Origin of the sequence: Massilia forsythiae (assembly GCF_012849555.1) — a bacterium.
Classification (GTDB): domain Bacteria; phylum Pseudomonadota; class Gammaproteobacteria; order Burkholderiales; family Burkholderiaceae_D; genus Telluria; species Telluria forsythiae.
In genome coordinates this window covers 344013-368823 of the sequence record NZ_CP051685.1, presented here as the reverse complement: position 1 = coordinate 368823, position 24811 = coordinate 344013, and the positions used below count along the sequence as shown (strand labels likewise).

Annotated in this window: 24 protein-coding genes; 17 read left to right on the top strand and 7 right to left on the bottom strand. The window is 65.9% G+C overall.

Annotation, left to right across the window (positions count from 1 at the left end):
- Positions 1–37: 37 nt before the first annotated feature.
- From alaS to HH212_RS01645, 6 genes are all read left to right on the top strand, one after another.
- Positions 38–2653 carry an alanine--tRNA ligase gene (gene alaS / locus HH212_RS01670; RefSeq protein ID WP_169433801.1) on the top strand — a complete coding sequence of 872 codons (2616 nt, stop codon included), beginning with the start codon at positions 38–40 and terminating at the stop codon, positions 2651–2653.
- A 406-nt stretch (positions 2654–3059) separates the two neighbouring features.
- A complete protein-coding gene (locus tag HH212_RS01665) occupies positions 3060–3317 on the top strand; it encodes a sulfurtransferase TusA family protein (protein WP_370663904.1) in 258 nt (85 codons plus the stop codon).
- A gap of 268 nt (positions 3318–3585) precedes the next feature.
- Positions 3586–4335: an electron transfer flavoprotein subunit beta/FixA family protein gene (locus HH212_RS01660; RefSeq protein ID WP_169433800.1), complete on the top strand. Its 750-nt coding sequence runs from the start codon at positions 3586–3588 to the stop codon at positions 4333–4335.
- Positions 4336–4358: 23 nt separating this feature from the next.
- Positions 4359–5291, top strand: coding sequence for an electron transfer flavoprotein subunit alpha/FixB family protein (locus HH212_RS01655; RefSeq protein WP_169433799.1), 933 nt, complete (start codon positions 4359–4361; stop codon positions 5289–5291).
- Between the two features lie 185 nt (positions 5292–5476).
- Entirely contained in the window at positions 5477–7279 is a 1803-nt protein-coding gene (locus HH212_RS01650; RefSeq protein WP_169433798.1) for an acyl-CoA dehydrogenase, read from the top strand.
- A 136-nt stretch (positions 7280–7415) separates the two neighbouring features.
- Positions 7416–8084 carry a hypothetical protein gene (locus tag HH212_RS01645; protein WP_169433797.1) on the top strand — a complete coding sequence of 223 codons (669 nt, stop codon included), beginning with the start codon at positions 7416–7418 and terminating at the stop codon, positions 8082–8084.
- Between the two features lie 123 nt (positions 8085–8207).
- On the opposite strand, the gene HH212_RS01640 is transcribed toward HH212_RS01645, so the two are convergent.
- Positions 8208–8621, bottom strand: coding sequence for a TM2 domain-containing protein (locus HH212_RS01640; protein ID WP_169433796.1), 414 nt, complete (start codon positions 8619–8621; stop codon positions 8208–8210).
- Between the two features lie 238 nt (positions 8622–8859).
- Here HH212_RS01640 and rpsP point away from each other — a divergent pair, with 238 nt between their 5' ends.
- The 11 genes from rpsP (at position 8860) to HH212_RS01585 (ending at position 18302) form a co-directional block, all read left to right on the top strand.
- A complete protein-coding gene (gene rpsP, locus HH212_RS01635) occupies positions 8860–9108 on the top strand; it encodes a 30S ribosomal protein S16 (protein ID WP_169433795.1) in 249 nt (82 codons plus the stop codon).
- Positions 9109–9144: 36 nt separating this feature from the next.
- Positions 9145–9735, top strand: coding sequence for a ribosome maturation factor RimM (gene rimM, locus HH212_RS01630; RefSeq protein WP_170205198.1), 591 nt, complete (start codon positions 9145–9147; stop codon positions 9733–9735).
- Positions 9736–9761: 26 nt separating this feature from the next.
- Positions 9762–10523 carry a tRNA (guanosine(37)-N1)-methyltransferase TrmD gene (gene trmD, locus HH212_RS01625; RefSeq protein WP_169433794.1) on the top strand — a complete coding sequence of 254 codons (762 nt, stop codon included), beginning with the start codon at positions 9762–9764 and terminating at the stop codon, positions 10521–10523.
- 116 nt (positions 10524–10639) lie between these two features.
- On the top strand, positions 10640–11026 hold the full coding sequence (gene rplS, locus HH212_RS01620) for a 50S ribosomal protein L19 (protein WP_170205197.1): 387 nt from the start codon (positions 10640–10642) through the stop codon (positions 11024–11026).
- A 62-nt stretch (positions 11027–11088) separates the two neighbouring features.
- Positions 11089–11754: a CoA pyrophosphatase gene (locus tag HH212_RS01615; protein ID WP_169433793.1), complete on the top strand. Its 666-nt coding sequence runs from the start codon at positions 11089–11091 to the stop codon at positions 11752–11754.
- 112 nt (positions 11755–11866) lie between these two features.
- Positions 11867–12826 (top strand): CobD/CbiB family protein, encoded by a 960-nt coding sequence (locus HH212_RS01610; RefSeq protein ID WP_169433792.1) that lies wholly within the window; start codon positions 11867–11869, stop codon positions 12824–12826.
- 147 nt (positions 12827–12973) lie between these two features.
- The gene (locus HH212_RS01605) at positions 12974–13318 is read left to right on the top strand and encodes a DUF3579 domain-containing protein (protein ID WP_169433791.1); all 345 of its coding nucleotides are present in this window, start codon (positions 12974–12976) and stop codon (positions 13316–13318) included.
- Positions 13319–13597: 279 nt separating this feature from the next.
- Positions 13598–14047, top strand: coding sequence for a CBS domain-containing protein (locus HH212_RS01600; RefSeq protein WP_169433790.1), 450 nt, complete (start codon positions 13598–13600; stop codon positions 14045–14047).
- 106 nt (positions 14048–14153) lie between these two features.
- Positions 14154–16880 (top strand): M16 family metallopeptidase, encoded by a 2727-nt coding sequence (locus HH212_RS01595; RefSeq protein ID WP_169433789.1) that lies wholly within the window; start codon positions 14154–14156, stop codon positions 16878–16880.
- A gap of 140 nt (positions 16881–17020) precedes the next feature.
- Positions 17021–17812, top strand: coding sequence for an SDR family oxidoreductase (locus HH212_RS01590; protein WP_170205196.1), 792 nt, complete (start codon positions 17021–17023; stop codon positions 17810–17812).
- A 148-nt stretch (positions 17813–17960) separates the two neighbouring features.
- Positions 17961–18302 (top strand): hypothetical protein, encoded by a 342-nt coding sequence (locus HH212_RS01585; RefSeq protein WP_169433788.1) that lies wholly within the window; start codon positions 17961–17963, stop codon positions 18300–18302.
- 15 nt (positions 18303–18317) lie between these two features.
- Here HH212_RS01585 and HH212_RS01580 read toward each other — a convergent pair whose 3' ends face one another.
- From HH212_RS01580 to HH212_RS01555, 6 genes are all read right to left on the bottom strand, one after another.
- Positions 18318–18581, bottom strand: a complete 264-nt coding sequence (locus HH212_RS01580; protein WP_211172439.1) for a hypothetical protein — start codon at positions 18579–18581, stop codon at positions 18318–18320.
- Between the two features lie 30 nt (positions 18582–18611).
- Entirely contained in the window at positions 18612–19613 is a 1002-nt protein-coding gene (locus tag HH212_RS01575) for an alpha/beta hydrolase fold domain-containing protein (RefSeq protein ID WP_169433787.1), read from the bottom strand.
- A 19-nt stretch (positions 19614–19632) separates the two neighbouring features.
- The gene (locus HH212_RS01570) at positions 19633–20373 is read right to left on the bottom strand and encodes a GntR family transcriptional regulator (RefSeq protein WP_169433786.1); all 741 of its coding nucleotides are present in this window, start codon (positions 20371–20373) and stop codon (positions 19633–19635) included.
- A gap of 190 nt (positions 20374–20563) precedes the next feature.
- Positions 20564–21631, bottom strand: coding sequence for a flavodoxin family protein (locus tag HH212_RS01565; RefSeq protein WP_169433785.1), 1068 nt, complete (start codon positions 21629–21631; stop codon positions 20564–20566).
- A gap of 173 nt (positions 21632–21804) precedes the next feature.
- Entirely contained in the window at positions 21805–23112 is a 1308-nt protein-coding gene (locus tag HH212_RS01560) for a tetratricopeptide repeat protein (RefSeq protein WP_169433784.1), read from the bottom strand.
- A gap of 222 nt (positions 23113–23334) precedes the next feature.
- The gene (locus HH212_RS01555; protein ID WP_170205194.1) at positions 23335–24780 is read right to left on the bottom strand and encodes a glycoside hydrolase family 3 N-terminal domain-containing protein; all 1446 of its coding nucleotides are present in this window, start codon (positions 24778–24780) and stop codon (positions 23335–23337) included.
- Positions 24781–24811 lie beyond the last annotated feature (31 nt).

The window sequence follows — 24811 nt, the reverse complement described above, 5'->3', positions numbered from 1 at the left end:
CTTTATATAGCATGCTGCCTTCACTCGCCCCTACGCCATGAAATCCACCGAAATTCGCGAAAAGTTTCTCAAGTTCTTCGAGTCCAAAGGCCATACGATCGTCCGTTCCAGCCCGCTCGTGCCGGGCAACGACCCGACGATGCTGTTGACCAACAGCGGGATGGTGCAGTTCAAGGACGTGTTCCTGGGCCTGGATACGCGCCCGTACAAGCGCGCCACCACCGTGCAGCGCTGCGTGCGCGCCGGCGGCAAGCACAATGACCTGGAAAACGTCGGTTACACCGCGCGTCACCACACCTTTTTCGAGATGCTGGGCAACTTCAGCTTCGGCGATTACTTCAAGCGCGACGCCATCAACTTCGCCTGGGAACTGCTGACCAAGGTGTATGGACTGCCGGCCGAGAAGCTGACCATCACCGTCTATTTCGAGGACGATGAGGCCTACGACATCTGGGCCAACGAGATCGGGGTGCCGCAGGAACGCATCATCCGTATCGACGACAACAAGGGCGCGCGCTACGCGTCCGACAACTTCTGGCAGATGGCCGACACCGGTCCGTGCGGTCCGTGCACCGAGATCTTCTACGACCACGGCGCCGACATCTGGGGCGGTCCTCCGGGCTCGCCGGAAGAAGACGGCGACCGCTTCATCGAGATCTGGAACCTGGTGTTCATGCAGTTCAACCGCGACGAACAGGGCGTGCTGACGCCGCTGCCGAAGCCGTCGATCGACACCGGCATGGGCCTGGAACGCCTGGCCGCGGTGCTGCAGCACGTGCACAGCAACTACGAGATCGACCTGTTCCAGAACCTGATCCGCGCGGCCTCGCGCGAGACCGGCGCCACCGACCTGGCCAACAATTCGCTGAAGGTAATCGCGGACCACATCCGCGCGGCATCGTTCCTGATCGTCGACGGCATCATCCCGAGCAGCGAAGGCCACGGCTACGTCCTGCGCCGCATCATCCGCCGCGCGCTGCGCCACGGCTACAAGCTGGGGCAAACGAAACCGTTCTTCTTCAGGCTGGTCGAAGACCTCGACATCGAGATGGGCGCCGCCTATCCGGAACTGCACGACGCCAAGGAGCGCGTGATGCAGGTGTTGAAGGCCGAGGAAGAGCGTTTCGGCGAGACGCTGGAAAACGGCATGAAGATCCTGGAAGCGCAACTGGCCAAGGATGCCGAGAACCTGGACGGCGCCACCGCCTTCACCCTGTACGACACCTACGGCTTCCCGCTCGACCTGACCGCCGACATCTGCCGCGAGCGCGGCGTGACGCTGGACGAGGACGGTTTCACGGCCGCCATGGAGCAGCAGAAGAAGACCGCGCGCGCCGCCGGCAAGTTCAAGATGGCCGCCAATGTCGAGTACGCGGGCGAAAAGACCAAGTTCGTCGGCTACGATTCGCTGGTGCACAACACCCACGTGCTGGCGCTGTACGCGGGCGGCGTGTCGGTGCAGGAACTCAAGGCCGGTGACGACGGCATCGTGGTGCTGGACACCACCCCGTTCTATGCCGAGTCCGGCGGCCAGATCGGCGACAAGGGCGTGATCAAGACCGCCGCCGGCCTGTTCGAGGTCGAAGATACCCTCAAGATCCAGGCCGAGGTGTTCGGCCACCACGGCGTACTGCAGTCGGGCTCGCTGAAGGTCGGCGACACGGTCGACGCGCAGGTCGACGAAGCCAAGCGCGCGCGCACCATCCGCAACCACTCGGCCACGCACTTGATGCACAAGGCGCTGCGCGAAGTGCTCGGCTCCCATGTCCAGCAGAAGGGCTCGCTGGTCGATCCGGACAAGACCCGCTTCGACTTCAGTCATAACGCGCCGCTGACCCAGGAGCAGATCGCCCAGGTGGAAACCATCGTCAACCGCGAGATCCTGGAAAACCACGCGACGCAAGCCCAGCACATGTCGATGGACGATGCGATCAAGCACGGCGCGATGGCGTTGTTCGGCGAAAAGTACGGCGACACCGTGCGCGTGCTGGACATCGGCAGCTCGAAGGAGCTGTGCGGCGGCGTGCACGTCAACCGCACCGGCGACATCGGCCTGTTCAAGATCGTGTCGGAATCGGGCGTGGCCGCCGGCATCCGCCGCGTCGAAGCCGTGACCGGCGAAGGCGCGCTGGCGCTGGTGCAGTCGATCAACCGCAAGCTGACCGAAGCCGCAGGCGCGTTGAAGACCAGCCCGGAAGAGCTGCCGTCGCGCATCGCCCAGGTGCAGGACCAGGTGAAATCGCTGGAAAAGGAAATCGCCGCGCTGAAGTCGAAGCTGGCCGCGGGGCAGGGTGACGAACTCATCACGCAAGCCATCGACGTCAACGGCATCAAGGTGCTGGCGGCAACGATGGAAGGCGCCGACGTGGCCGGCCTGCGCGAGACCATGGACAAGCTGAAGGACAAGCTCGGGACCGCCGCCATCGTGCTGGCATCTGTGCTGGAGGGCAAGGTCAGCCTGATCGCCGGCGTTACCGCCGACGCCACCGGCAAGGTCAAGGCCGGCGAGCTGGTCAACTTCGTCGCCAAGCAGGTCGGCGGCAAGGGCGGTGGCCGCGCGGACATGGCGCAGGCCGGCGGCACCGATGCTGCGGCCCTGCCGCAGGCGCTGGCCGGCGTGGCCGGCTGGGTCGGCGAACGCGTCTCGGCGTAAGCGTCCCAAGCGTGCCGCGCACGGCCTTATTGCTGTGCTGCGGCATGCAACATGAATGGCGTTGAGATGCCGATGCGTAGGGTGGACGGCTCGCCGTCCACGCGTTCATACATCGCATGCGTCGTCGCGCTCTCATTCGGTTTGCCGATCAGCCGGCAAAATGGCGTCTTCGCCGTCGTACGAACACAACTATTCATCGGTTCGTTGAACGCGTGGACGGCGTAGCCGTCCACCCTACACGCAACGTAAGCGTTCCAATTTTTCCACCGATCTCTTCAAAATTCCGGGTGTCAAGTTCTTGCCGTTGTTACAACGCAACAGGCATACCAAAATTTGGTGCGCCGCGTCATAATCCCGCAATTGGAGTACTATGCGGGCATGTGCCCACTAAACTAGCAGGCTATCGATGACTGAAACTATAATCGACACCGGCACCATCGGGGTCCGCAAGGACCTGGATGCGCGTGGCTTGAATTGCCCCCTGCCGATCCTCAAGGCCAAGAAGGCCCTCGCCGAACTGGAAAGCGGAGAAGTGCTGCGCATCGTCGCCACCGACACCGGTTCCGTACGCGACTTCCAGGCGTTTGCCAAACAGACCGGCAACGCCCTGCTGGCGCATACCATCATCAACGGCGAATTCACGTTCTGGCTGCGCCGTAAATAAACAGCCGGCAACAGGCGTCCGTCTACCGGACGCAACAACCGGACGGGGCAGGCCGAACGCCCCGTCAGGATTCCCTCGGTCAACTTGCAGCTTCTTTGCCTTTTCCCAACCATCGATTTGATTCAGCCTAAAGCGCGTCGCGCGAATTAGGGCATTCCTTCTAACCGGAAAACGCACGATCGTGCTTTAATTCTGACCTGAACGGAATTTGCTCTTATAATTCGGATCGTTTTTGTCAGTCACTCATTCCATTTTCCAAAGGCCCACTATGAAAGTCCTGGTACCCGTCAAACGCGTGGTCGACTACAACGTCAAGGTTCGCGTCAAGTCCGATGGCAGCGGCGTCGACATCGCCAACGTCAAGATGTCGATGAACCCGTTCGACGAGATCGCGCTGGAAGAGGCCACCCGCCTGAAGGAAGGCGGCAAGGTGACCGAAGTGGTGGCCGTGACCTGCGGCGTGGCGCAAGCCCAGGAAACCCTGCGCACCGGCATGGCGATCGGCGCCGACCGCGGCATCCTGGTCGAGACCGGGGCCGAGATCGAGCCGCTGGGCGTGGCCAAGGTGCTCAAGGCATTGGCCGACAAGGAGCAGCCGCAGCTGATCATCCTGGGCAAGCAGGCGATCGACGACGATTCGAACCAGACCGGCCAGATGCTGGCGGCGCTGCTGGGCTGGCCGCAGGCGACCTTCGCCTCGAAGGTGGTGCTGGAAGACGGCAAGGTGACGGTGACGCGCGAAGTGGACGGCGGCCTGGAAACCGTGGCCTTGACGCTGCCGGCGATCATCACCACCGACCTGCGCCTGAACGAGCCGCGCTACGTGACGCTGCCGAACATCATGAAGGCCAAGAAGAAGCCGCTCGAGACCATCAAGCCGGACGAGCTGGGCGTCGACATCGCCCCGCGCTTGAAGACGATCAAGGTGTCGGAGCCGCCGAAGCGCTCGGCCGGCGTCATCGTGCCGGACGTCGCCACCCTGGTGCAGAAACTGCGCGGCGAAGCCAAAGTCATCTAATACAGAAACAACAAGGGAACATCATGGTCGCACTCGTCATTGCTGAACACGACAACGCGGCGCTGAAAGGCGTCACCCTGAACACCGTCACCGCCGCCCTGCAGTGCGGCGGCGACGTCCACCTGCTGGTGGCCGGCAGCGGCTGCGGCGCCGTCGCCGAACAGGCCGCCAAGGTGGCCGGCGTCTCGAAAGTGCTGGTCGCCGACGCGCCGCACTTCGCCGACGGCCTGGCCGAGAACGTCGCCGAGCAGATCCTGGCGGTCGCCGGCAGCTATTCGCACATCCTGGCCCCGGCTTCCGCCTTCGGCAAGAACGTGCTGCCGCGCGTGGCCGCCCGCCTGGACGTGGCGCAGATCTCGGAAATCACCAAGGTCGATGCGCCCGACACCTTCGAGCGCCCGATCTACGCCGGCAACGCCATCGCCACCGTGCAGTCGACCGACAATGTGAAGGTCATCACCGTGCGCGGCACCGGCTTCGATGCCGCCGCCACCGAAGGCGGTTCGGCCGCCGTGGAAAACGTCGCCGCCGTCGCCGATGCGGGCAAGTCGGCCTTCGTCGGCCGCGAACTGGCCAAGTCGGACCGTCCGGAACTGACCGGCGCCAAGATCGTCGTCTCGGGCGGCCGCGGCATGGGTTCGGGCGACAACTTCAAGATCCTGGAGCCGCTGGCCGACAAGCTGGGCGCAGCCATGGGCGCCTCGCGCGCCGCGGTCGACGCCGGCTACGTGCCGAACGACTGGCAGGTCGGCCAGACCGGCAAGATCGTCGCCCCCACGCTCTACATCGCGGTCGGCATTTCCGGCGCGATCCAGCACCTGGCCGGCATGAAGGATTCGAAGACCATCGTCGCCATCAACAAGGACCCGGAAGCGCCGATCTTCTCGGTGGCCGACTATGGCCTGGTGGGCGACCTGTTCGAGGCCGTGCCGGCCCTGGTGCAGGAACTCGGCTAAGCCAGCCTCGGGTGGGTGCGATGAACATGCCCACCGTCCTTGAAACCGTCGTTCCCGCGCAGGCGGGAACCCATGCCGAGCGGACAGGAGCCCCATACGGTGCCGCTTCTTCACCTCTGCCTGGGTTCCCGTTTGCGCCGGAACGACGTTTTCTATTTGTGCGATAAAAACATCAGGAGACCAAGGTGAGCTACAACGCCCCTCTGAAGGACATGCTGTTCGTGGTGAACGAACTGGCCGGCCTGGCCGCGATCGGCCAGTTGCCCGGCTGCGAAGACGCCACCCCGGACACCGTCGAAGCCGTGCTCGAAGAAAACGCCTGCTTCTGTGGCGAAGTCATCGCCCCCCTGAACCACGCCGGCGACAAGGAACCGAGCTTCTGGCGCGACGGCCAGGTGACCATGGCCAAAGGTTTCAAGGAAGCCTTCCGCGGCTTCGCCGACGCCGGCTGGCAGGGCGTGCAGCACCCGACGCAATACGGCGGCCAGGGCCTGCCCAAGCTGGTCGCCGCACCGTGCATGGAAATGCTGCACGGTGCCAACCTGTCGTTCGCGCTGGTGGCCCTGCTGACCGACGGCGCCATCGAAGCGCTGCTGACCGCCGGCACCGAGGCGCAAAAGACACGCTTCATCGAGCCGCTGATCAGCGGGCAATGGACCGGCACCATGAACCTGACCGAGCCTCAGGCCGGCTCGGACCTGGCCGCGGTGCGCACGCGCGCCGTGCCGCAGGGCGACGGTACCTACCGCGTGCACGGCACCAAGATCTTCATCACCTACGGCGAGCACGACATGGCCGAGAACATCATCCACCTGGTGCTGGCGCGCACGCCGGACGCGCCCCCAGGGGTGAAGGGGATTTCGCTGTTCATCGTGCCCAAGTTCCTGGTGAACGAAGACGGCTCGCTGGGCGAGCGCAACGACGTGCAGTGCGTGTCGATCGAGCACAAGCTCGGCATCAAGGCGAGTCCGACCGCGGTACTGCAGTTCGGCGACCACGGCGGCGCCATCGGCACCCTGGTGGGCGAGGAAAACCGCGGCCTCGAATACATGTTCATCATGATGAATGCGGCCCGCTTCGGCGTCGGCATGGAAGGCGTCGGCCTGGCCGAGCACGCCTACCAGGGGGCCGTGGCCTACGCCAGGGACCGCGTGCAGTCGCGCGACCTGGCCGGTTCCAGCGGCCCGGTCGCCATCATCAATCACCCGGACGTGCGCCGCATGCTGATGTCGATGCGGTCGCAGACCGAGGCGGCGCGCGCGCTGGCCTACGTCGGCGCCGCGCACAGCGACCTGGCGCACCACCATCCGGACGAGTCGGTGCGCAGGGACAACCTCGCCATCTACGAATACCTGGTGCCGGTCATCAAGGGCTGGTCGACCGAGATGAGCGAGAACGTGGCGCGCGACGGCGTGCAGGTGCATGGCGGCATGGGCTTCATCGAGGAAACCGGCGCCGCCCAGCACTACCGCGACGCCAAGATCCTGACGATCTACGAAGGCACCACCGCGATTCAGGCCAACGACCTGGTCGGGCGCAAGACCGTGCGCGACGGCGGCGCCGTGGCGCAGGCGATCATCGCCCGCGTGCGGGAGACGGAGGTGGCGCTGGCCGAGCGCCAGGACGGCGTCGACGGCGGCGACCTGGCCGCCATCCGCCGCCAGCTGGCGGCCGGCAGCGACGCCCTGGGCGCGGTGGTCGACTTCGTGGTGGCCAACGCCAGGAGCGACGTGAAGGGCGTGTTCGCCGGCAGCGTGCCGTACCTGAAGCTGGCCGGCATCGTGCTGGGCGGCTGGCAGATGGCGCGCGCCGCGCTGGTCGCGCAGCAGAAGCTGGATGCCGGCGAGGGCGACGCCGCTTTCTACCGCGCCAAGATCGGCACCGCGCGCTTCTTCGCCGACCACATCCTGGCGCAGGCGGCCGGCATGCGCCATGCGATCGTCGAAGGCAGCGCCGGCGTGCTGGCGCTGTACGTCGACCAGTTCTGAGTGCGTTGTCGTCATTCGTGATGCGCACTTGAGCTTCCTCAGGCTCAATGCATGAGCTTCCTCCAGAATCGGGTCTCACCTATCCGGCCTGCATGCTGTTCATGCGGGGTGACTGGCCCAACCTGGAGGAGTGCCCATGTCATCGTTCCCTTCCGGCAGAACGCTGCCGGCCGCCGCCGTCGTCGCAACCCTGGTGTCGCTGGCAGCCTGCGGCGGCGGTTCCTCGTCGCCCGCGCCCATCAGCGCGTCCCCGCCCGTCACGCCGACGCCGCCCGGCGACCCCTTGCTGCCGCAGACCGAGCTCACGCTGGCAACCGAACACAGCAGCATCGCTTCGGCCGACGCCGCCAGCCAACCCAACTGGCCGGCCTGGAACCATGCCGGCGGCGACGCCATCGACGGCATCGGCTGCGCCAGGAACGAGAATTACCACGTGCATGCGCTGCTCTCCATCTACCGCAACGGCGTGCGCCTGGCGCTGCCTTCCTCGGTGGGGCGCAACAACAGCTGCAACTACGAAATCCACACCCACGACGGCACCGGCGTGCTGCACATCGAGACCGACGTGCCCAAGACGTTTACGCTCGGCCAGTTCTTCGCGCTGTGGGGGCAACGCTTGAGTGCGGCAACGATCGCCGGCCTGCCGGGCCCGGCCAAGTACTACGTGATCGAGAATGAAAAGATCGCGCCGGTCACCGGCGATCCCGCCGCCATCCCGCTGGCAGGGCACAAGGAAATCGTCGTCGTCGTCGGCACGCCGCCCGCCGTCCTGCCGCGCTACGACTGGGCTGCAAGCGGTTTGTGACAGCCTGCAGCCGACAATTCCAAAGCCGCTCATGCAGGCTCCAGGGCAAGGCGCATGTCGAGGACAGTACGCCAGTACGGCGAGACGAACGCAGCGCAGGCATGGGCTTGCAGTGGCGGCGCGTCAGCCGTAGGCACCGCCGGTGTACAGCAGGTCGAACAGGCGCGACAGCGTGGCGATCAGGATCGTGGTGCCGACCAGCATGGTCAGCACCAGCAGCAGCGCCAGTGGCCAGTTCGAGTGCGAGCTGCGGTTTGATGCGGCGTTGTGCCTGGCGTCCCAGCGCTCGTCGGGCGTCAGGCCGATCACCAGCGCCTCGACGAAGCCGGCCAGGCAGGAAACGATCAGCGGCAGCAGCACCCAGAACGGATTCGGCGCGCGGCCGAGGCCGTACACCAGCCCGGTGGCCGGCAGGCAGCACAGGTGCAGCAGGCCGAGGCGGTCGACGCCGCCTCGCAGGTAGAAGCGGTGCGCGCCCACGCCGCCGAGCAGGAAGGCGAGGGCGGTGGCGAGGGTCTTGTTCTTGTGCTTGGCCATCGGCTGTGGTTGTGGGCGGAAAGCCGACAGTATCCGCGCAAATTGTCGGTTTGGCACATTGTTTTCTGATGATGCGACGTGGCGGGTCATTACGCCTGTAGCGCTATGCCGCGAAATGGGTCATAATCTTGGATTCGCCGGGACTGCGCGCCGAGGTTGCATTAGTGCTTGCTGCTGAGTTGTAACGCGCGCTATAATCGTCGGCTTTCTCCGTCCAGCACAATTTTTTGGAAATATTATGGTCGTTATTCGTTTAGCTCGTGGTGGTGCCAAGAAGCGCCCGTTCTACAACATCGTTGCAACCGATTCGCGCAATCGTCGCGATGGCCGTTTCATCGAGCGCATCGGTTACTACAACCCGATGGCTTCGGGCAAGGAAGTCGGCCTGAACATCACCGCTGACCGTCTGGCTTACTGGCAAGGCGTTGGCGCACAACTGTCGCCGACCGTCGCTCGCCTGGTTGCCAACCAGCAGCCGGCTGCTTAAGTCGCGCACTAAGCCAAGCAACAAGGTTTGAACGGTTTGACCGATACGGCAACGCTTCCGGTTCCCGATGACCTCATCGAGGTCGGGTACATTTCCGGCGCTTATGGCATTCGGGGCGGCGTGCGCGTTGTCCCGCACTCCCCGGATGCGGATGCGCTGCTGGGCGTGAAAACCTGGTGGATCGACAAGCCTGCGTTGCGTACCGTTGCGGTGCGCAATGCGAAGTACCATAGCGGCGACGTCACCGCCACCCTCGTCGACGTGGGCGACCGCGATGCCGCCGAAGCGCTCAAGGGCGCCAAGGTGCAGGTGTCGCGCGCCGACTTTCCGGCATTGCCGGAAGACGAGTATTACTGGACCGACCTGATCGGCCTGGATGTGGTCAACCTGCAGGGCGAAGCCCTGGGCAAGGTGGCCGACATGATGCACAACGGCGCGCAATCGATCCTGCGCATCACGCCGCCGGCGGCTCCTTCAGAGCAAGAGGCTGCGGCAGGCGATCCTGCGGCAGGCGACCTTGCGTCACAGCAGCCGTCCGAACGCCTGGTGCCTTTCGTCGACCACTTCGTCAAGGCGGTCGACTTGCAGGCCCGGCTGATTACCCTGGACTGGGGCCTGGATTATTGACCCCATCCGTACGAAGCGAGGTCCCGATGCAGTTTGACGTCGTGAGCTTGTTTCCCGAAATGTTTGCCGCGTTGACGCAGTCGGGCGTGACCCGGCGCGCGCACGAGCAGGGGCGCTGGAACTTGTCGCTGTGGAATCCGCGCGATTTCACGCTCGACCGCCACCGCACCGTCGACGACCGCCCGTATGGCGGCGGCCCCGGCATGGTGATGCTGGCGCGGCCGCTCGAAGCGACCATCGCCGCCGCCAGGCAGCGCCAGCGCGACCTCGGCTTGCCGGCGCCGCGCGTGGTGTTCATGTCGCCGCAGGGCAAGCCGCTGACGCACGAACGCGTCATGGCGCTGAAGGACGAAGCGGGACTGGTGGTGCTGTGCGGCCGCTACGAAGCGGTCGACCAGCGCCTGCTGGACCGCGTGGTCGATGAGGAAATCTCGCTCGGCGACTTCGTGCTGTCGGGCGGCGAATTGCCCGCCATGGCGCTGATGGATGCCGTGGTGCGCCAGTTGCCCGGCGTGCTGGGCGACGATGCCTCGGCGGTCGAAGACAGTTTCGTCAACGGCTTGCTGGATTCGCCGCACTACACGCGGCCGGAAGTCTATGAAGGCGTGGCCGTGCCCCCGGTGCTGATGGGCGGCAACCATGCCGAGATCATGAAATGGCGCCGCCAGCGCATGCTGGAGGCGACCTGGAAGAAACGGCCCGATCTGCTGGACCAGGCGCGCGGCGCCGGCCGGCTGAGCAAGGCCGACGAGCAGTTTCTGGCGGGGCTGGAAGGTCCTGTCGATTGAAGATTTGCGCCGGCACGGGCCGGCGTGAAAACTGCGGACGATTCGTCCGCGTGTTCAACCCCATCCTCTACCGGACGAAGGCGATGCCGGCAAGATGGCTTTTGGAGTGGTTAAAAATGGATCTGATCCAACAACTCGAGCAAGAAGAAATCGCGCGCCTCGGCCGCAGCATCCCTGATTTCGCACCGGGCGACACCGTCGTCGTCAGCGTCAACGTCGTCGAAGGCAACCGCAAGCGCGCCCAGGCGTACGAAGGCGTCGTCATCTCGCGTCGCAACCGTGGCCTGAACTCGAACTTCATCGTTCGCAAGATCTCGTCGGGCGAAGGCGTCGAGCGTACCTTCCAGCTGTACTCGCCGCTGATCGCTTCGATCGAAGTCAAGCGCCGCGGTGACGTGCGCCGTGCCAAGCTGTACTACCTGCGCGAGCGTTCGGGCAAGTCGGCACGTATCAAAGAAAAACTGCCGGCACGCAAAGTCGCTGCAGCTGCTACCGCCGAGTAATTTCGGCTGTAACATGGAAAAGGCATCCTCGCGGATGCCTTTTTTCTTTTGGAGAACGCATTTTGGCAAAACAGCATCTCGACCCCCGCCACTTGCCGGTCGATGCCATCGCCGGCGAGGCCGCGCTGCCGGCCGAGCGCCTGGACGCCGGCTGGCTGCGCCGGCGCCTGGCCCATCCGCTCGCGTGGGAGCCGGAATTGCCGGAAGACCTGGCCTGGCGCCTCGGCAAGCTGCGCCGCGCGGCGGTGCTGATTCCCCTGGTGCGCCGCCCGCACGGCCTGACCGTGCTGCTGACCCAGCGCACCGCCCATTTGTCGAGTCACCCGGGCCAGGTCAGTTTCCCAGGCGGCAGTGCCGAGCCGGAAGACTCGTCGCCGATCGAGACCGCGCTGCGCGAAAGCGAGGAAGAGATCAGCCTGTCGCGCCGCCACGTCGAAATCGTCGGCGTGCTGCCGGACCATGTCACCGCTTCGGCCTTCATCGTGACGCCGGTGGTCGGCCTGGTCGCGCCGCCGTTCGACCTGGCGGCCGACCCCGGCGAGGTAGCCGAGATCTTCGAGGTGCCGCTGGCCTTTTTGATGGACGGCATGAATCACCAGCGCATGTCCTTCGAGCTGCCCGAAGGGGCGGGGCGGCGCAGCTTCTACGCCATGCCCTACGAACGTTTCTTCATCTGGGGCGCCACCGCCGGGATGCTGCGCAACCTGTTTCATCTCTTGCGCGCGTGAGCGGTTCCGGGTCCTTGGCGGCCGCCGCCGCGGCCGCCCGGCGTTGATTCCGACGGGCCTCTGCGCTATCGTAGCGGGCAATGAAGTCGGGCAACAATAAAAAGGACCGTGCATGACCTTCTTTTCCATCCTGTGCGCACTGCTGATCGAGCAACTCAAGCCGCTGCGCGCGGATAACCAGATCTATATCGGGATCAAGCGCCTGGCCATGCGCATCGAAGCCTGGTGCAACGCCGGCCAGGTCAGCCATGGCCGGCTGGGCTGGCTGCTGATGATGGCGCTGCTCATGCTGCCCACCACGATCGTGTACTGGCTCCTGGCGCACTACAACCTGGTATTCCTGACCTTTGCCTGGAACGTGCTGATCGTCTATCTGACCCTCGGTTTCCGCCACTACAGCCACTACTTCACCACCATCCAGTTCGCCCTGAACGCCGGCGACGAGGCCCAGGCGCGCCGGCTGCTGGCCGAATGGACCAAGGTCGACACGGTCGCCATGGGCAGCAGCGAGATCGCGCGCCTGGCCGTGGAAAAGGCGCTGGTCACCACGCACCGCAACGTGTTCGGCGTGTTCTTCTGGTTCCTGATGCCGCTCGGACCGGCCTGCGCCGTGATGTACCGCGTGGCCGAATACCTGGCGCGCGCCTGGAACGAACCCGACCACATGCGCAACGAAGCCTTCGGCCAGTTCGCCGCGCGCGCCTTTTACTGGATCGACTGGGTGCCGGTGCGCCTGACCGCGATCGCCTTCGCCGTGGTCGGCAATTTCGAGGATGCGATCTATGCCTGGCGCAATTTCGCCCACCGCTGGGCCGAGGAATCGCGCGGCATCATCCTGGCCGCCGGCGGCGGCGCCATGGGCGTGCGCCTGGGCACGCCGTACGAGAATGCGGCGCGCTTCGTGCCGCTCGATGCCGCCACCGCCGACCTGTCCGGCAGCGAAGCCGACGAATTGCCGGGCGAACAGCCGAACGTGCGTTCGCTCCAGAGCACGGTCGGCCTGGTCTGGCGCGCGCTGTTATTATGGATGCTGCTCTTGCTGCTGCTGTCCGGCGCCGTGCTGCTGGGATAAGGGCAGGGCCGGCCCGGATGGACGGCCGGGCGTACGCCGGTAGTACTCGAGAGCAACCGGCGTACGCTAGGCTCGTCCGCAAGTCTTCTATAAGATATAATTCCGGGGTTGTTCTCATCCACGCTTCATGTTTCAGTAAGCCGCACTATGGCCGAGTTACCGCAAACCGGGAAAGAACGCGCCGACGAGTTCATCATCCTCGGCGTCACAAGCAATGGCAGGCAGTTCCGCCCGAGCGACTGGGCCGAGCGCCTGTGCGGCGTCATGTCGTGCTTCCGCCCGCCGGGCAGCGGCGGCCGCAATGCGCACCTGCAGTATTCGCCGTACGTGCATCCGACCCTGATGAACGGCGTCAAGGCCGTGGTGGTCGACAATGCCCTCAAGAAGATCGAGCCGCTGGCCTACCACTTCGTCCTGAATTTCGCCAAGGACAACGACTTGCAGGTGGTGGATGCCTGCTACGTGCCGCATCCCGACGAAAAGAAGCCTTAAGAACCTATCCCAGTAGGGAACCGGTCGTTGCTGACGCGCCTGACAAGCGGGTGCCGCGTTGCTCGTCGTTGCATGGCTCGCCATGCGCCTCCTCGCGCCTTGCCCGCGCTTGTCAGTCATCGTCATCAACTTCCCTCTCCCTACTGAGATAGGTTCTAAGCGCTTTTTCCTGTTTTTACCCCGCCTCGTTTCCGAATTCGTTCCAATTGCAGCTTTGATGTCAGTCAAAGCTGTACCCATTCCGCGCGCTAGCTTGATGATTCATGCCGGGAGGATGTCATGGAAATCAGCAAGCTCTGCACCGTCGACACCGTCTGCTGCGCCCGCCATGAAAGCGTGCAGGGCGCGGCCCTGCTGATGCGCAAGCACCATGTCGGCGACATCGTCGTGGTCGACGATCCGGATGGCGAACGCACGCCGATCGGCATCGTCACCGACCGCGACGTGGTCGTGTCCGTCATTGCCCTCGGCCTCGATCCGCTCGGACTGGAGGTCGGCGATATCATGAGCGACGACCTGCTCACCGCCGGCGAGCACGACGACCCGTACCAGACCATCGAACGCATGCGCCTGCGCGGCATCCGCCGGGTGCCGGTGGTGAGCGATGGCGGCAGCCTGGCCGGCATCGTCAGCGCCGACGATTTGCTGGTGTTCCTGGCCGAGGAAATGGAAGAGCTGTCGCGCATCAGTCCCTACCAGCAGCAACACGAACGTCGCGCCCGCCAGTAGGCGCTCGAAGGGCGCAGGCCGGGTAAGCCTTGCCTAAGTTTCCGTCTGTTACCATGGTGCATTGCCTGCCAGCCTGGCGGCGGGCGTCAACCACGGACGGAATGCCATGACTTACCCCTTTCTCCAGCGCGGCCTGGCCGCATCGGTCGTCGGCGGTCTCTGCTTCGCCGCCGCGCCGGCCTGGTCGCTCGACCTGCCCAAGGGCGTGGTGCAGGGCCCCTCGGTCGAGGGCATCACCGAGTACCGCCTGCCGAACGGTTTGAAGGTGCTGCTGTTCCCGGATTCCTCGCGCCCGACCGTCACCGTCAACGTGACCTACCTGGTCGGCTCGCGCCACGAAAACTATGGCGAGACCGGCATGGCGCACCTGCTCGAACACCTGATGTTCAAGGGCACGCCGACGCACCAGGACATCACGCGCCAGTTCGCCGACCGCGGCATGCAGTTCAACGGTACCACCTCGCTCGACCGCACCAATTACTACGAGGTGTTCCAGGCCTCCGACGATAACCTGCAATGGTCGCTGCAGATGGAAGCCGACCGCATGACGCATTCCAACATCGCCCGCAAGGATCTCGATTCCGAGATGACGGTGGTGCGCAACGAATACGAGAACGGCGAGAATTCGCCGGGCGCGGTATTGTCCAAGCGCATGCAGAGCATCGCCTACGATTGGCATGCGTACGGCCGCGCCACCATCGGCAACAAGAGCGATATCGAGAACGTCGAGATCCCCAACCTGCAGAATTTCTACCGCACCTATTACCAGCCGGACAACGCGGTGCTGCTGGTGGCCGGCAAGTTCGACGCGGCCAAGACGCTGCTGTCGATCAACCGCCTGTTCGGCGCGATTCCCAAGCCCAAGCGTACGCTGCCGAAGTTCTGGACGGTCGAGCCGACCCAGGACGGCGAGCGCAGCTTCGAGGTGCGGCGCCAGGGCGACGTGCAGATCGTCGAGCTGGCCTACAAGGTGCCGTCCGGCCTGCACGACGACAGCGACGCGCTCAGCTTCGCCAGCACCATCCTGGGCGACGTACCGACCGGGCGCCTGCACAAGCTGCTGGTCGATACCGGCATGGCCAGCCAGGTGTTCGCCTATGGCCAGACCGGCTACGCGCCCGGCCTGCAGTACTTCGGCGCCGTGGTCAAGAAGGGCGAACCCTTGGCGCCGGTGCGCGCCGCGCTGACCCGGGCGGTCGAGGACTTCGCCGGGAATCCGCCCACGCCGGAAGAAATGGACCGCACCCGGCGCACCTACCTGAACAGCATCGAGCGCAGCCTGAACGACCCGCAGCAGGTCGGCCTGGCGCTGTCCGAAACCATCGCGCTGGGCGACTGGCGCCTGTTCTTCGTCGGCCGCGACAAGGTGTCGAGCATCACGGCCGAGCAGGTGGCCGCCGCGTCCGGGCGCTATTTCAAGCGCGACAACCGCACCACCGGCAGCTTCATCCCGGACGACGCGCCGCAGCGCGCGGCGGTGCCGCCGGCGCCCAGCGTCGAGAGCCTGCTCAAGGACTTCAAGCCCAAGGCGTCCAGCCTCACGGCCGAAGACTTCGAGCCGACCCAGGCCAACATCATGAAGCGCACCACCTTGACCACCGCCGGCGGCGTCAAGCTGGCGCTGCTGCCCAAGAAAAACCGCGGCGAGACCGTGTCGGTCGACCTGCGCCAGCACTTCGGCGACGAAAAGAGCCTGTTCGGCAAGGGCGCCGTGCCGACCCTGACCGCGGCCATGCTGATGCGCGGCACCACCCGCTACGACCGCGTGCAGCTGGCCGACGCTTTCGAAAAGCTCAAGATCGCCGGCGGCCTGACCCATTTCCAGACCACGCGCGAGAACCTGCCGGAAGCGCTGAAACTTGTCGCCCACGTGCTGCGCGAACCGAGCTTCCCGGCAAGCGAGTTCGAACAATTGCGCAAGCAAACGCTGGTCGGGCTGGACGCCAGCCGCAACGAGCCGGCGGACGTGGCTTCGCGCGCCATGAACGAGCACTTCGACATCTATCCGAAGGGCGACGTGCGCCACGAAACCACGCTGGCGGAAGACCTCGCCGAGATCCAGTCCGCCAGGCTGGACGACGTGAAAGCCTTCCATCGCGACTTCTACGGCACGTCGCCGGCCGAACTGTCGATCGTCGGCGACTTCGACGCCAAGGCGGTGCTGCCGCTGGTCGACCAGTTGTTCGGCGCCTGGAAAGCGCCCCAGCCGGCGGCGCCGGTGCTGCGCAAGAACGGCGACATCGCGCCCATCCGCCAGGTACTGAACACGCCCGACAAGGAAAACGGGTTTTATACGGCGCGCCTGAACCTCGACCTGAACGTCGAGGACCCGGACTACCCGGCGCTGATGCTGGCCGACTATATCTTCGGCGGCGGCGGCCTGAAGTCGCGCCTGATGGACCGCATCCGCCAGAAAGAGGGCTTGTCGTACGGCGGCGGTTCGCAGATCGCCCCGGGCGACCTCGACCGCGCCGGCAGCTTCGGCATCAGCGCCATCGCCGCGCCGCAGAACCTGGCCAAGGTCGACGCCGCGGTGCGCGAGGAACTGGCGCGCGTGCTCAAGGACGGCTTCACGGCGGCCGAACTGGCGGGCGCCAAGTCGGGCCTGATGCAGCAGCGTATCCAGAACCGCGCCGACGATGGCGCGCTGGCGGCCGGCTGGACCTCTTACCTGTACCGCGGCCGCACCTACGACTGGTCGGCCCGGTTCGAACAGCGCCTGCTGGCGGTCACGTTGCCGCAGTTGAACGCCGCGTTCAGCAAGGCGATCGACCCGGCCAAACTGTCGGTGGTGATGGCGGGGGATCAATCGAAAATAAAGCCTGCACCCTGATTGCAACACTCGGCCGTTACCGGAGTCGGTAACGTGTCGAGATGCTTGGTGAATATCCTTTACAGCGCTATGATGTTGCCCATAGGAAGTATTTCTCATGGGAAGCAATCGTTGCGCCAGAATAGTGTAAAGGAAGCATGATGAAAGGCTTGACCAAGCAAGCGCCGGGCGGCATCTCGTTCGCCGGCAAGGTAGTGCTGGTGACCGGCGCCGCCGGCGGCATCGGCCGCGCGATGGCGCTGGCGTTCGGGCGCGCCGGCGCCTGCGTCGTCATTGCCGACACCTCGGTGGACGGCGGCCACATGACCGCCGCGCTGATCGTCGAGGCGGGCGGCAAGGCATTGTTCGTGAAGACCAACGTCACCAGCGCCGCCGAAGTGGATGCGCTGATCGACAAGGTGGTGGCGCACTACGGGCGCATCGATTGCGCCGTCAACGGCGCCGCCATCGAGGAAGAACACCTGCCGCTGGCGGACGGCGAGAACGAGCAGTTCGACCGCATCATGAACGTCAACGTCAAGGGTGTGTGGCTGTGCATGAAAAGCCAATTGCGCCAGATGCTCAAGCAGGAAGACGGCGGCGTGATCGTCAACGTGGCCGATGCCGGCGGCCTGGTGGCGGCGCCCAACCGCGCCGTGTACGCGGCGTCCAAGCATGCGGTGGTCGGCCTGACCCGCACCGCCGCGGTCGAGTACGCCAAATCGAATATCCGCGTCAATAGCATCTGCCCGGGCGCGGTCAAGACGCCGATGCTGGCGCGCATGCTGGAACGCGAACCCGGCCGCGACAAGAAGCTCAAGGCGGCGCACCCGATGGGCCGCATCGCCGACGCGGCCGAGGTAGCCAACGCCGCATTGTGGCTGTGCTCGGACCAGGCCTCGTTCGTGACCGGGCACCAGCTGGCGATCGATGGCGGCCTGACCGCGATGTAAAAGCGCTGCGCCGTCGAGGCTTGACGCGGCTTACAGCGAAAATGTTTCATCGGCGTCACGCGGACTTTTCCCGTTCCAGATCTGCTTGTATTGCAGAGCACAATCGTGCATGCTGTAAAGACAATCTCGACTTGTTCAGGGGGACGTCATGGCCGCATCCACTACGCATGGGATCGCTTTTCCGGCATTCACGCCGGCGTTCGACAATTCGGTGTTCGACACCTGGGTCAAGGTAGGCACTGTCTACAAGGAAGCCATGGATGCGAGCGCGCAGAACCTGTTCTTCAGCTCCGCGCGCATCGTGCAGGAACAGACCCTGCGCGCCATGGTGACCGCGGCCCACTCCTGCGCCGAGGCACTCGCGCAGAACGCGGTGCAGGTGCAGCAGCAATCGGTGGCGCGCTTCAGCGCCGCCAACCAGAAGGCGGCCGAGATCATGGGCCGCGCCTGGATCGAAGGCATGACGCCGAAGATGACCACGGCGCGTTGAGGCTGGACGGTCTCTTCAGGACGGCCGCTTGCCACGTACCCGCTGCTGCTGTTTCTGCTGGGTCTGCGTGCGGTTCTTCTTGGCCGTGTACAAGGCCACCGCATCGCTTTTCGCCCGTTCCAGCGTGCGCATCTCCGGATGGTCGTCGTGCGGTGAAAAATATTCGGCGTCCTGGGCATCGACCACCAGTTTGATGGCGCTGTCGTCGTCGAGGTCGTACAGCTCGGTAAGCAGGGTGGCGACTTCGTCGAGGTAGGCTTCGTAGGTCAGGTTTGCCATCGGTGTATCCATAGAGAGTGGGGCCGGATTTTACGCCATGGCGGCCGCGCCGTGGGCGGCGTCGATGCGTGCACGCAGCCAGGCGTGGCTGCGCGCCTTCATCAGGTGCGCCATGCGTGTCGGAAAATGAATGACGCCGTGCGGCGTCTGCGGCAGCAGGTGCAGTTCGACATCGGCACCTGCGCACCAGCGCGCCGCCATGGCGACCGTGTCGTCGCGCAGCGGATCGAGCTCGCCGGCGAACAGCAGCGCCGGCGGCAGGCCGCCCGGGGTGCTCATGTCGCCGTACAGCGGCGACAGCGGCGCCCGACGGCGGGCGGCGTCGTCCAGGCCGGGCGTCAGGCGGCGCAGGGCTTCCGGCATGCCGGGTCCGTCCAGCACCAACGTCTCGGGGCCGGCGCCATGTACGCTGGGGGTGCCGGCCAGGTCGTACACGCCATAGTAGAGCACGGCGCCGTGCACGCGCCGCAGCAGCCCGGGCCAGGCTTGCAGGCGCAGCAGCGTGGCCGCGGCCAGGTGGCCGCCGGCCGACTCGCCGACGAAGAAGACCGGCAGGCCGGTGTATTCCGGCAAGCCGCCTTCCAGCAGCCAGCGCGCCGCCGCCAGGCAATCGTCCATCGGTCCCGCCAGCGGCGCATCCGGCGCCGACGCCAGCGCCAGGCGGTAATCGACCGACACCACCGCCACCGCGCAGGCCGCGATGGTGGCCGCATTCAACTTGTCGTTCATGCGCGCGTTGCCGATCACCCAGCCGCCGCCGTGGATATCGAACACCACGGCGCGCACCGGGCCGCGCGGGCGCAGGATGCGCAGCGGCACCGGCGCGCCATCGGTGGTCAGCAGCCGCCGTTCGGCATCGATGCCGGCGTGCGCCAGGCGGCGGTCGGCGCCGACCTGGCCCAGGCGCAGCAGGGCCTGCAGCAGGCGCGGCGCCCAGCGCCGGCGCATCTTGAAACGCGGCATGCGCGCGAGCTTGCGGTTGAAGCGGCGCGCTTCGTCGAGGGTGGCTGCGTCGATGGCGAACTGGCTCATGGTGCGATGGCGGCGGGCATCAGGCCGCGCTCAGTTCGGCCACGAAATCGTACATGTCGCCGCGAAAATAGGAGCGGCAGAATTCGATCGCTTGGCCGTCCGGCAGGAAACCGAGACGTTCCACGCACAAGCCGGCGTCGCCTTCCTTCGACTGCAGCAGGCGCGCCTGTTCGGCGTCCAGCAGCAGCGCGGACAGCCGCTGCAGCGCGCGCACCGGACGCTTGCCGGCGGCTTCCAGCGCCTCGTACATCGAGACGTCGACCGCCTCCAGCGAGGGCAGGGCGGCGGCGGCGATGGTGGCGTATTCCAGGCACATCGGCATGTCGTCGGCGTAGCGGATGCGGTGGAAGCGGTACACGGCGGCGCCCGGCGACAGGCGCAGGCGCAGCGCTTCTTCCGGCGTCACCATGCCCTCCGAGCGCTTCAGCCACACGCTGCGCGGGGTGCGTCCGCGCGAGCGCATGTCTTCGGAAAACGAGGTCAGCTTGGCAAAGTTCTTCTCGACCTTGGTGTTGATGAAGTTGCCGGAGCCGGGGCGACGCACCAGCAGCCCTTCCTCGACCAGGCCGTCGATCGCCTTGCGTACCGTGATGCGCGAGATGTCCAGTTCGGTCGCCAGCTGGCGCTCGGCCGGCAGCGCCTCGGCCGGCCCGAACACGCCGCGCTCGATCGATTCGCGCAGCGCACGCTGCAACTGCTGGTACAGCGGCAGGTTGCTGGTGGCGGACAGGGACTGCATCAGCTGCGCGAGAGGAGACATGCGGCGGCACGGGTTGGAAAGGATGGCCGATGATACCAAAAAAAGACCGCTTGGCCGCGGGGAGCGTAAGTGAGCACGTCGTCCCCGCGCAGGGGGAAGAATGCCACTGGCATTCTTCACCCCATACCGAGTATCCATGGTCGCTATGTATGGGTCCCCGCCTGCGCGGGAACGACGGCATCCGTATGGCTCACTTCTGGCGCGGATTCTTCAGCTTGGCGTCCGGCCGCACCATCTTGCCGTCCTGGATCAGCCGAACTGTATTCGCCACCGCGCGCGCCACGTTGCGCACTTCTTCCTGGAACCCGGTGTCGCGGTCGAGCGTGTCGTGGCTTTCGGCGTAGGATTCGTAGTAGCCGACGTAGCGGTCCAGCTGCGACTGGAAGCCGGCGTCGATGAAACCCATCCAGTCGAGCCAGTCGGACAGCGAGCGCCGCGTCGGTTCGATGCCGGCCACGTCGCCGTGCACCACCAGGCCATAGGCGCGTCCGGCCAGGTGCTTCGGATAGTCCCAGTCCTTTTCCAGTTCCTTGGCTTCTTCCGGCTTCTTGCCGTGGGTCGAGCTCGGGTCCGGGTTGCCGCCGTCGGCGCATACCAGGCGGTCGATCATCAGTTTCAGTACCGCCGGGGTCTGGTACCAGTAGGTCGGGGTCAGGATGATCACGCCGTGCGCCGATACCCAGCGCTCGTAGATCTCGTTCATCCAGTCGTTGTCCTGGTTCAGCGAATGGTTCGGATAGCAGCTGCACGGCCAGTGGCATAGCGGCATCGCGGTCGACACGCAAGCCTTGCACGGGTGGATGCGGCGTTCGTAGTCCGAGGTCAGCAGAGAGAGGTCGAGCAGGTCGGTCTCGAATCCTTCGCCCTGCAGCAAGTCTTCGCACAGGCGCGCCAGGCGCCAGGTCTTGGAGATCTCGCTCGGGCAGCTGCCGTCGTTGCGCGCCGAGGCGTTGATCAGGAGGATGCGGCGGCGGGTAGCCGGGTCCTTTTGCCGCGCTTCGGCGGCCAGCAGGCGGTCGTGCGCCTCTTTCCACTCGACCGACAGATCGTAGTCCGGATCGGCGAAGCCGGGGCCGGCCTTGACCGTGACCGGGGCCTTGTGCGATTCGACGTAGGTTTTCCACGCCACTTCCTCGACGGCGGCCAGCTCCTTGCCGACCTCCCCGTAGGCGGGATCGTAGAACTTGCGCATGAAGCGCAGGTGGAATTCGTTGCGGTCGAGTTTTGCGGGCGCCTGGCCCTTGCGTACGATGGTCATGACAGCCTTTCAACGGTGCGGTTGCTGATAGCCCGATTATGAAAGGCCGCGGCTGTCTGGCCGGTACGGCACTTAACAGAAGCATTCCAGAAATGCGCATGAAAAAAGCGGCGCGGGCCGCGAAGCCCGTGCCGCTTTGATGCTCGTCCGCCGGTATGCGGACGCTGCAGTGCTTACTTGGCCGCGGTGGCGCCGCCGGCCGGGTGGTTTTCCAGCAGCACCCAGTAGTGGGCGGTGTCGGCCAAGCCGCCGCCGGCCTTGACGGTCTCGAAGGTCTTGATGGCTTGGTCCTTGCGGCCGGCGCGCGCGTAGGCCATGCCCAGGCGCAGCTTGGCTTCGTCCGGCGACTTCAGGCCGCCCTTGGCGATACCCTGCTCGATGAAGCCGATGCCCTTGTCGTACTGGTCCATCGTGACATAGGCCCAGCCCAGGTTGACCAGGCCGATGCCGCTCTTGGCCTTGGCCGCCGAGGCTTCGCCGGCGGCGATGTTCTTGGCGTCGGTGGCGGCTTCCTTGTTGGCGCGGTCGCGCAGCTGGCGGTGCTGGGCGGCGGCGCTGCCGGTGCCCAGCACGCCCGCGGCGAAGCCGGCATCGACCACCTTCTTGGCTTCGGTCGGGAAGCCGTCCTTCAGGGCCAGTTCGGCCAGTTCGGTATACGCTTCCGGCGACATCGCCTTGCTGGCGGCAAACTGCAGGCGCAGCACGTTGGTGATGTTGGCGTCGCTGAAGCCCGCCTTGCGCACGATGCCGCGGCTGATCAGGTCGGCCCAGTAATCGTCGGTCGGGTAGTACGACGCCAGCTGTTCCAGGCCGCGCAGGTAGGCGGCGTCGTCCTTGGTCTTGTTGGCGGCCGAGGCGTACAGGCGCAGGTCTTCGGCGCTCGGGGTCTTGCCGGCCTTTTGCTGGGCTTCCAGCACCGGGCCCTGCATCTTGACCGCGGTGGCGTAGTCGCCGCTGAAGTAGTAGGCGCGGATCAGGGCCGCGTTGACGGCGTCGGTGTTGTTGCCGTTGGCCTGCATCTGCTTGAACATCTCGATTGCTTTCGGATAGTTCTTGGCGTTGAAGTAGGACTGGGCCAAGGCTTGCGTGAAGCTGGCCTGGTCGGCCGGCGCCAGCTTGCCCGAGGCGATGACCGCCTCCAGCGCCTGCGTCTGCATGGCGTCGTTGTTGGTGGCGCTGGCCAGCGACAGCTTCATGCGGTTGACCACGTAGATTTCGTACGGGGTCTTGTCCGGGAAGGCTTCGGCCTGGGTCACGCGGTTCTGGACTTCGGTGTAGTTCTTGGCATCCATCAGCGGCTTGATCTGCGCCGGATCGAGCAGCTTGAACAGGTCGGGACGGACCGAATCCTGGGGCGCCGCCGCCGGTGCGGCCGGCTTGGCATTGTTTTGCGCGGACGCGCCGTGCATCAGGGCCGGCGCGGCATTCAGGCCGATCGCGGCAAACATCAGGGCAAGGCGGGCAAGACGGAATTGGGACATGGAGTATCCTTCTCTTGGTAACGGCGTATGACGATTAAATTGAACAGTGGCAAATTTGCCAACTCGAACAAAACGTGCATTGTCCCACAAAGTACGCGATCGGGCGCGCATGCGCGCACCCTGCGTGAATCGGGCAGGGGCATTGTGCCGCAGCGGCCGGGTCGGCGGTGCCGTCGTTACAATGCGTTACCGCGCGTCGTCGCTTGCGCGCGCGGTGTTTGCTCATGCGAAGCCGGGCACCGGGCAATGTCCTTGCGCTTCGATGTCGCCGGCCAGCCAGGCGTTCACGGCTTCCAGCGCCGGCGGCGCGAAACCGAAGGTCAGCAGCGCCGGCGCGTCGAAGTCGAGCGCCTGGTACGGATTCCACAGGGCCAGGTGCAGGTCCGGCTGCCAGGTGGCGCGCGCATGCGGGCCGTAGCGGCGCCGTGAGGTCGAGGCCAGCAGCGTGAAGCGGCCATCCGCCGGCAGCGCATTCCAGTCGAAGCGTTCGGCGTCGGCGAAGGTGACCAGGTCGACGTCGTACCGCTCGCCCAGCGCCGCGGCGATGCGCGCCGCCGGCACGCCGGCTTCGGACACGCCGTCGCTGACCACGTCCTGGCGCGCCACCAGGCGCAGCCTGGCCCCGGGCGGCGGACGGCGCGGTGCGCGGTAAGCCGTCAAGCCGCGCTGCCAGGCGCGCGCCATCAGGGCGCGGTCGGCGGCCTCGGTGGCGTAGGGCGCGGCCAGCGCCGGGTAGGTCGCGGCCAACCGGTCCAGCCGATCCAGGCGCGCCCGCACCTCGTGCAGCGGCAGGCGGCCGTCGGCGATGGCTCCGGCGATGGCGTCCAGCGTTTCTTCCTGGGTGGCGCGGCTGCCGATCGCCATCACCATGTCGGCGCCCGCCAGCAGTGCGTTCAGGGCGGCCTGGCCGGCGCCGTAGCGGTGCGCGATGGCATGCATGTCCATGCCGTCGGTGATGATCACGCCGTGGTAGTCCCAGCCGGCGCGCAGCAGGTCGTGCAGGATCGCGCGCGACATCGTGGCCGGGCTGTGCGGGTCCAGCGCCGGGTACACGATGTGCGCCGTCATCACCGCCGGCGCGTGCGGCGCGGCCGTGCGGAAGGGCGCGAACTCGAAGCGTTCCAGTTCGTCGAGGGGCTTGTCGACGGTGGGCAGGTCGCGGTGCGAATCGACGTGGGTGTCGCCGTGGCCGGGGAAATGCTTGACGCAGCAGGCCACGCCCTCGGCTTGGCTACCCGCCATCCAGGCCAGCGCGATGGCGGCGGCGCGCTGCGGATCGGCGCCGAACGAGCGCTCGGCGATCACCGGATTCAAGGGGTTGTTGTTCAGGTCCAGCACCGGCGCGAAATTCCAGTTGAAGCCCATCGACTTCACCGCGCGCGCCACCGCGGCGCCGACGTCACGCGCCAGGGCCGGATCGTCGGCCGCGCCCAGCGCCATCGCCGACGGCGGCGGCGGCACCCACAGCGAGCGCACCACGGCGCCGCCTTCCTGGTCGAGGGCGATCAGGGCATTCTCTCCCATCGCCGCGCGCAGGGCGCCGGTGAGCTCGCCCAGCTGGCCGGCATCGACCATGTTCTGGCGGAACAGGCAGGCGCCGCGGATGCGGTTGGCGCGGATGAAGGCGGCACTGTCTTCGTCCAGCGCGGTGCCGGCCAGGCGGATCATCACCAGCTGGCCGGCCAGGCGGCGCGCGTCG

Bases quoted from the DNA above. Each gene is read 5' to 3' on its own strand.
- alaS (WP_169433801.1), top strand. From the start codon at position 38: ATGAAATCCACCGAAATTCGCGAAAAGTTTCTCAAGTTCTTCGAGTCC.
- HH212_RS01665 (WP_370663904.1), top strand. From the start codon at position 3,060: ATGACTGAAACTATAATCGACACCGGCACCATCGGGGTCCGCAAGGAC.
- HH212_RS01660 (WP_169433800.1), top strand. From the start codon at position 3,586: ATGAAAGTCCTGGTACCCGTCAAACGCGTGGTCGACTACAACGTCAAG.
- HH212_RS01655 (WP_169433799.1), top strand. From the start codon at position 4,359: ATGGTCGCACTCGTCATTGCTGAACACGACAACGCGGCGCTGAAAGGC.
- HH212_RS01645 (WP_169433797.1), top strand. From the start codon at position 7,416: ATGTCATCGTTCCCTTCCGGCAGAACGCTGCCGGCCGCCGCCGTCGTC.
- HH212_RS01640 (WP_169433796.1), bottom strand. From the start codon at position 8,621: ATGGCCAAGCACAAGAACAAGACCCTCGCCACCGCCCTCGCCTTCCTG.
- rpsP (WP_169433795.1), top strand. From the start codon at position 8,860: ATGGTCGTTATTCGTTTAGCTCGTGGTGGTGCCAAGAAGCGCCCGTTC.
- trmD (WP_169433794.1), top strand. From the start codon at position 9,762: ATGCAGTTTGACGTCGTGAGCTTGTTTCCCGAAATGTTTGCCGCGTTG.
- rplS (WP_170205197.1), top strand. From the start codon at position 10,640: ATGGATCTGATCCAACAACTCGAGCAAGAAGAAATCGCGCGCCTCGGC.
- HH212_RS01610 (WP_169433792.1), top strand. From the start codon at position 11,867: ATGACCTTCTTTTCCATCCTGTGCGCACTGCTGATCGAGCAACTCAAG.
- HH212_RS01605 (WP_169433791.1), top strand. From the start codon at position 12,974: ATGGCCGAGTTACCGCAAACCGGGAAAGAACGCGCCGACGAGTTCATC.
- HH212_RS01600 (WP_169433790.1), top strand. From the start codon at position 13,598: ATGGAAATCAGCAAGCTCTGCACCGTCGACACCGTCTGCTGCGCCCGC.
- HH212_RS01595 (WP_169433789.1), top strand. From the start codon at position 14,154: ATGACTTACCCCTTTCTCCAGCGCGGCCTGGCCGCATCGGTCGTCGGC.
- HH212_RS01590 (WP_170205196.1), top strand. From the start codon at position 17,021: ATGAAAGGCTTGACCAAGCAAGCGCCGGGCGGCATCTCGTTCGCCGGC.
- HH212_RS01585 (WP_169433788.1), top strand. From the start codon at position 17,961: ATGGCCGCATCCACTACGCATGGGATCGCTTTTCCGGCATTCACGCCG.
- HH212_RS01580 (WP_211172439.1), bottom strand. From the start codon at position 18,581: ATGGCAAACCTGACCTACGAAGCCTACCTCGACGAAGTCGCCACCCTG.
- HH212_RS01575 (WP_169433787.1), bottom strand. From the start codon at position 19,613: ATGAGCCAGTTCGCCATCGACGCAGCCACCCTCGACGAAGCGCGCCGC.
- HH212_RS01570 (WP_169433786.1), bottom strand. From the start codon at position 20,373: ATGTCTCCTCTCGCGCAGCTGATGCAGTCCCTGTCCGCCACCAGCAAC.
- HH212_RS01565 (WP_169433785.1), bottom strand. From the start codon at position 21,631: ATGACCATCGTACGCAAGGGCCAGGCGCCCGCAAAACTCGACCGCAAC.
- HH212_RS01560 (WP_169433784.1), bottom strand. From the start codon at position 23,112: ATGTCCCAATTCCGTCTTGCCCGCCTTGCCCTGATGTTTGCCGCGATC.
- HH212_RS01555 (WP_170205194.1), bottom strand. From the start codon at position 24,780: ATGATCCGCCTGGCCGGCACCGCGCTGGACGAAGACAGTGCCGCCTTC.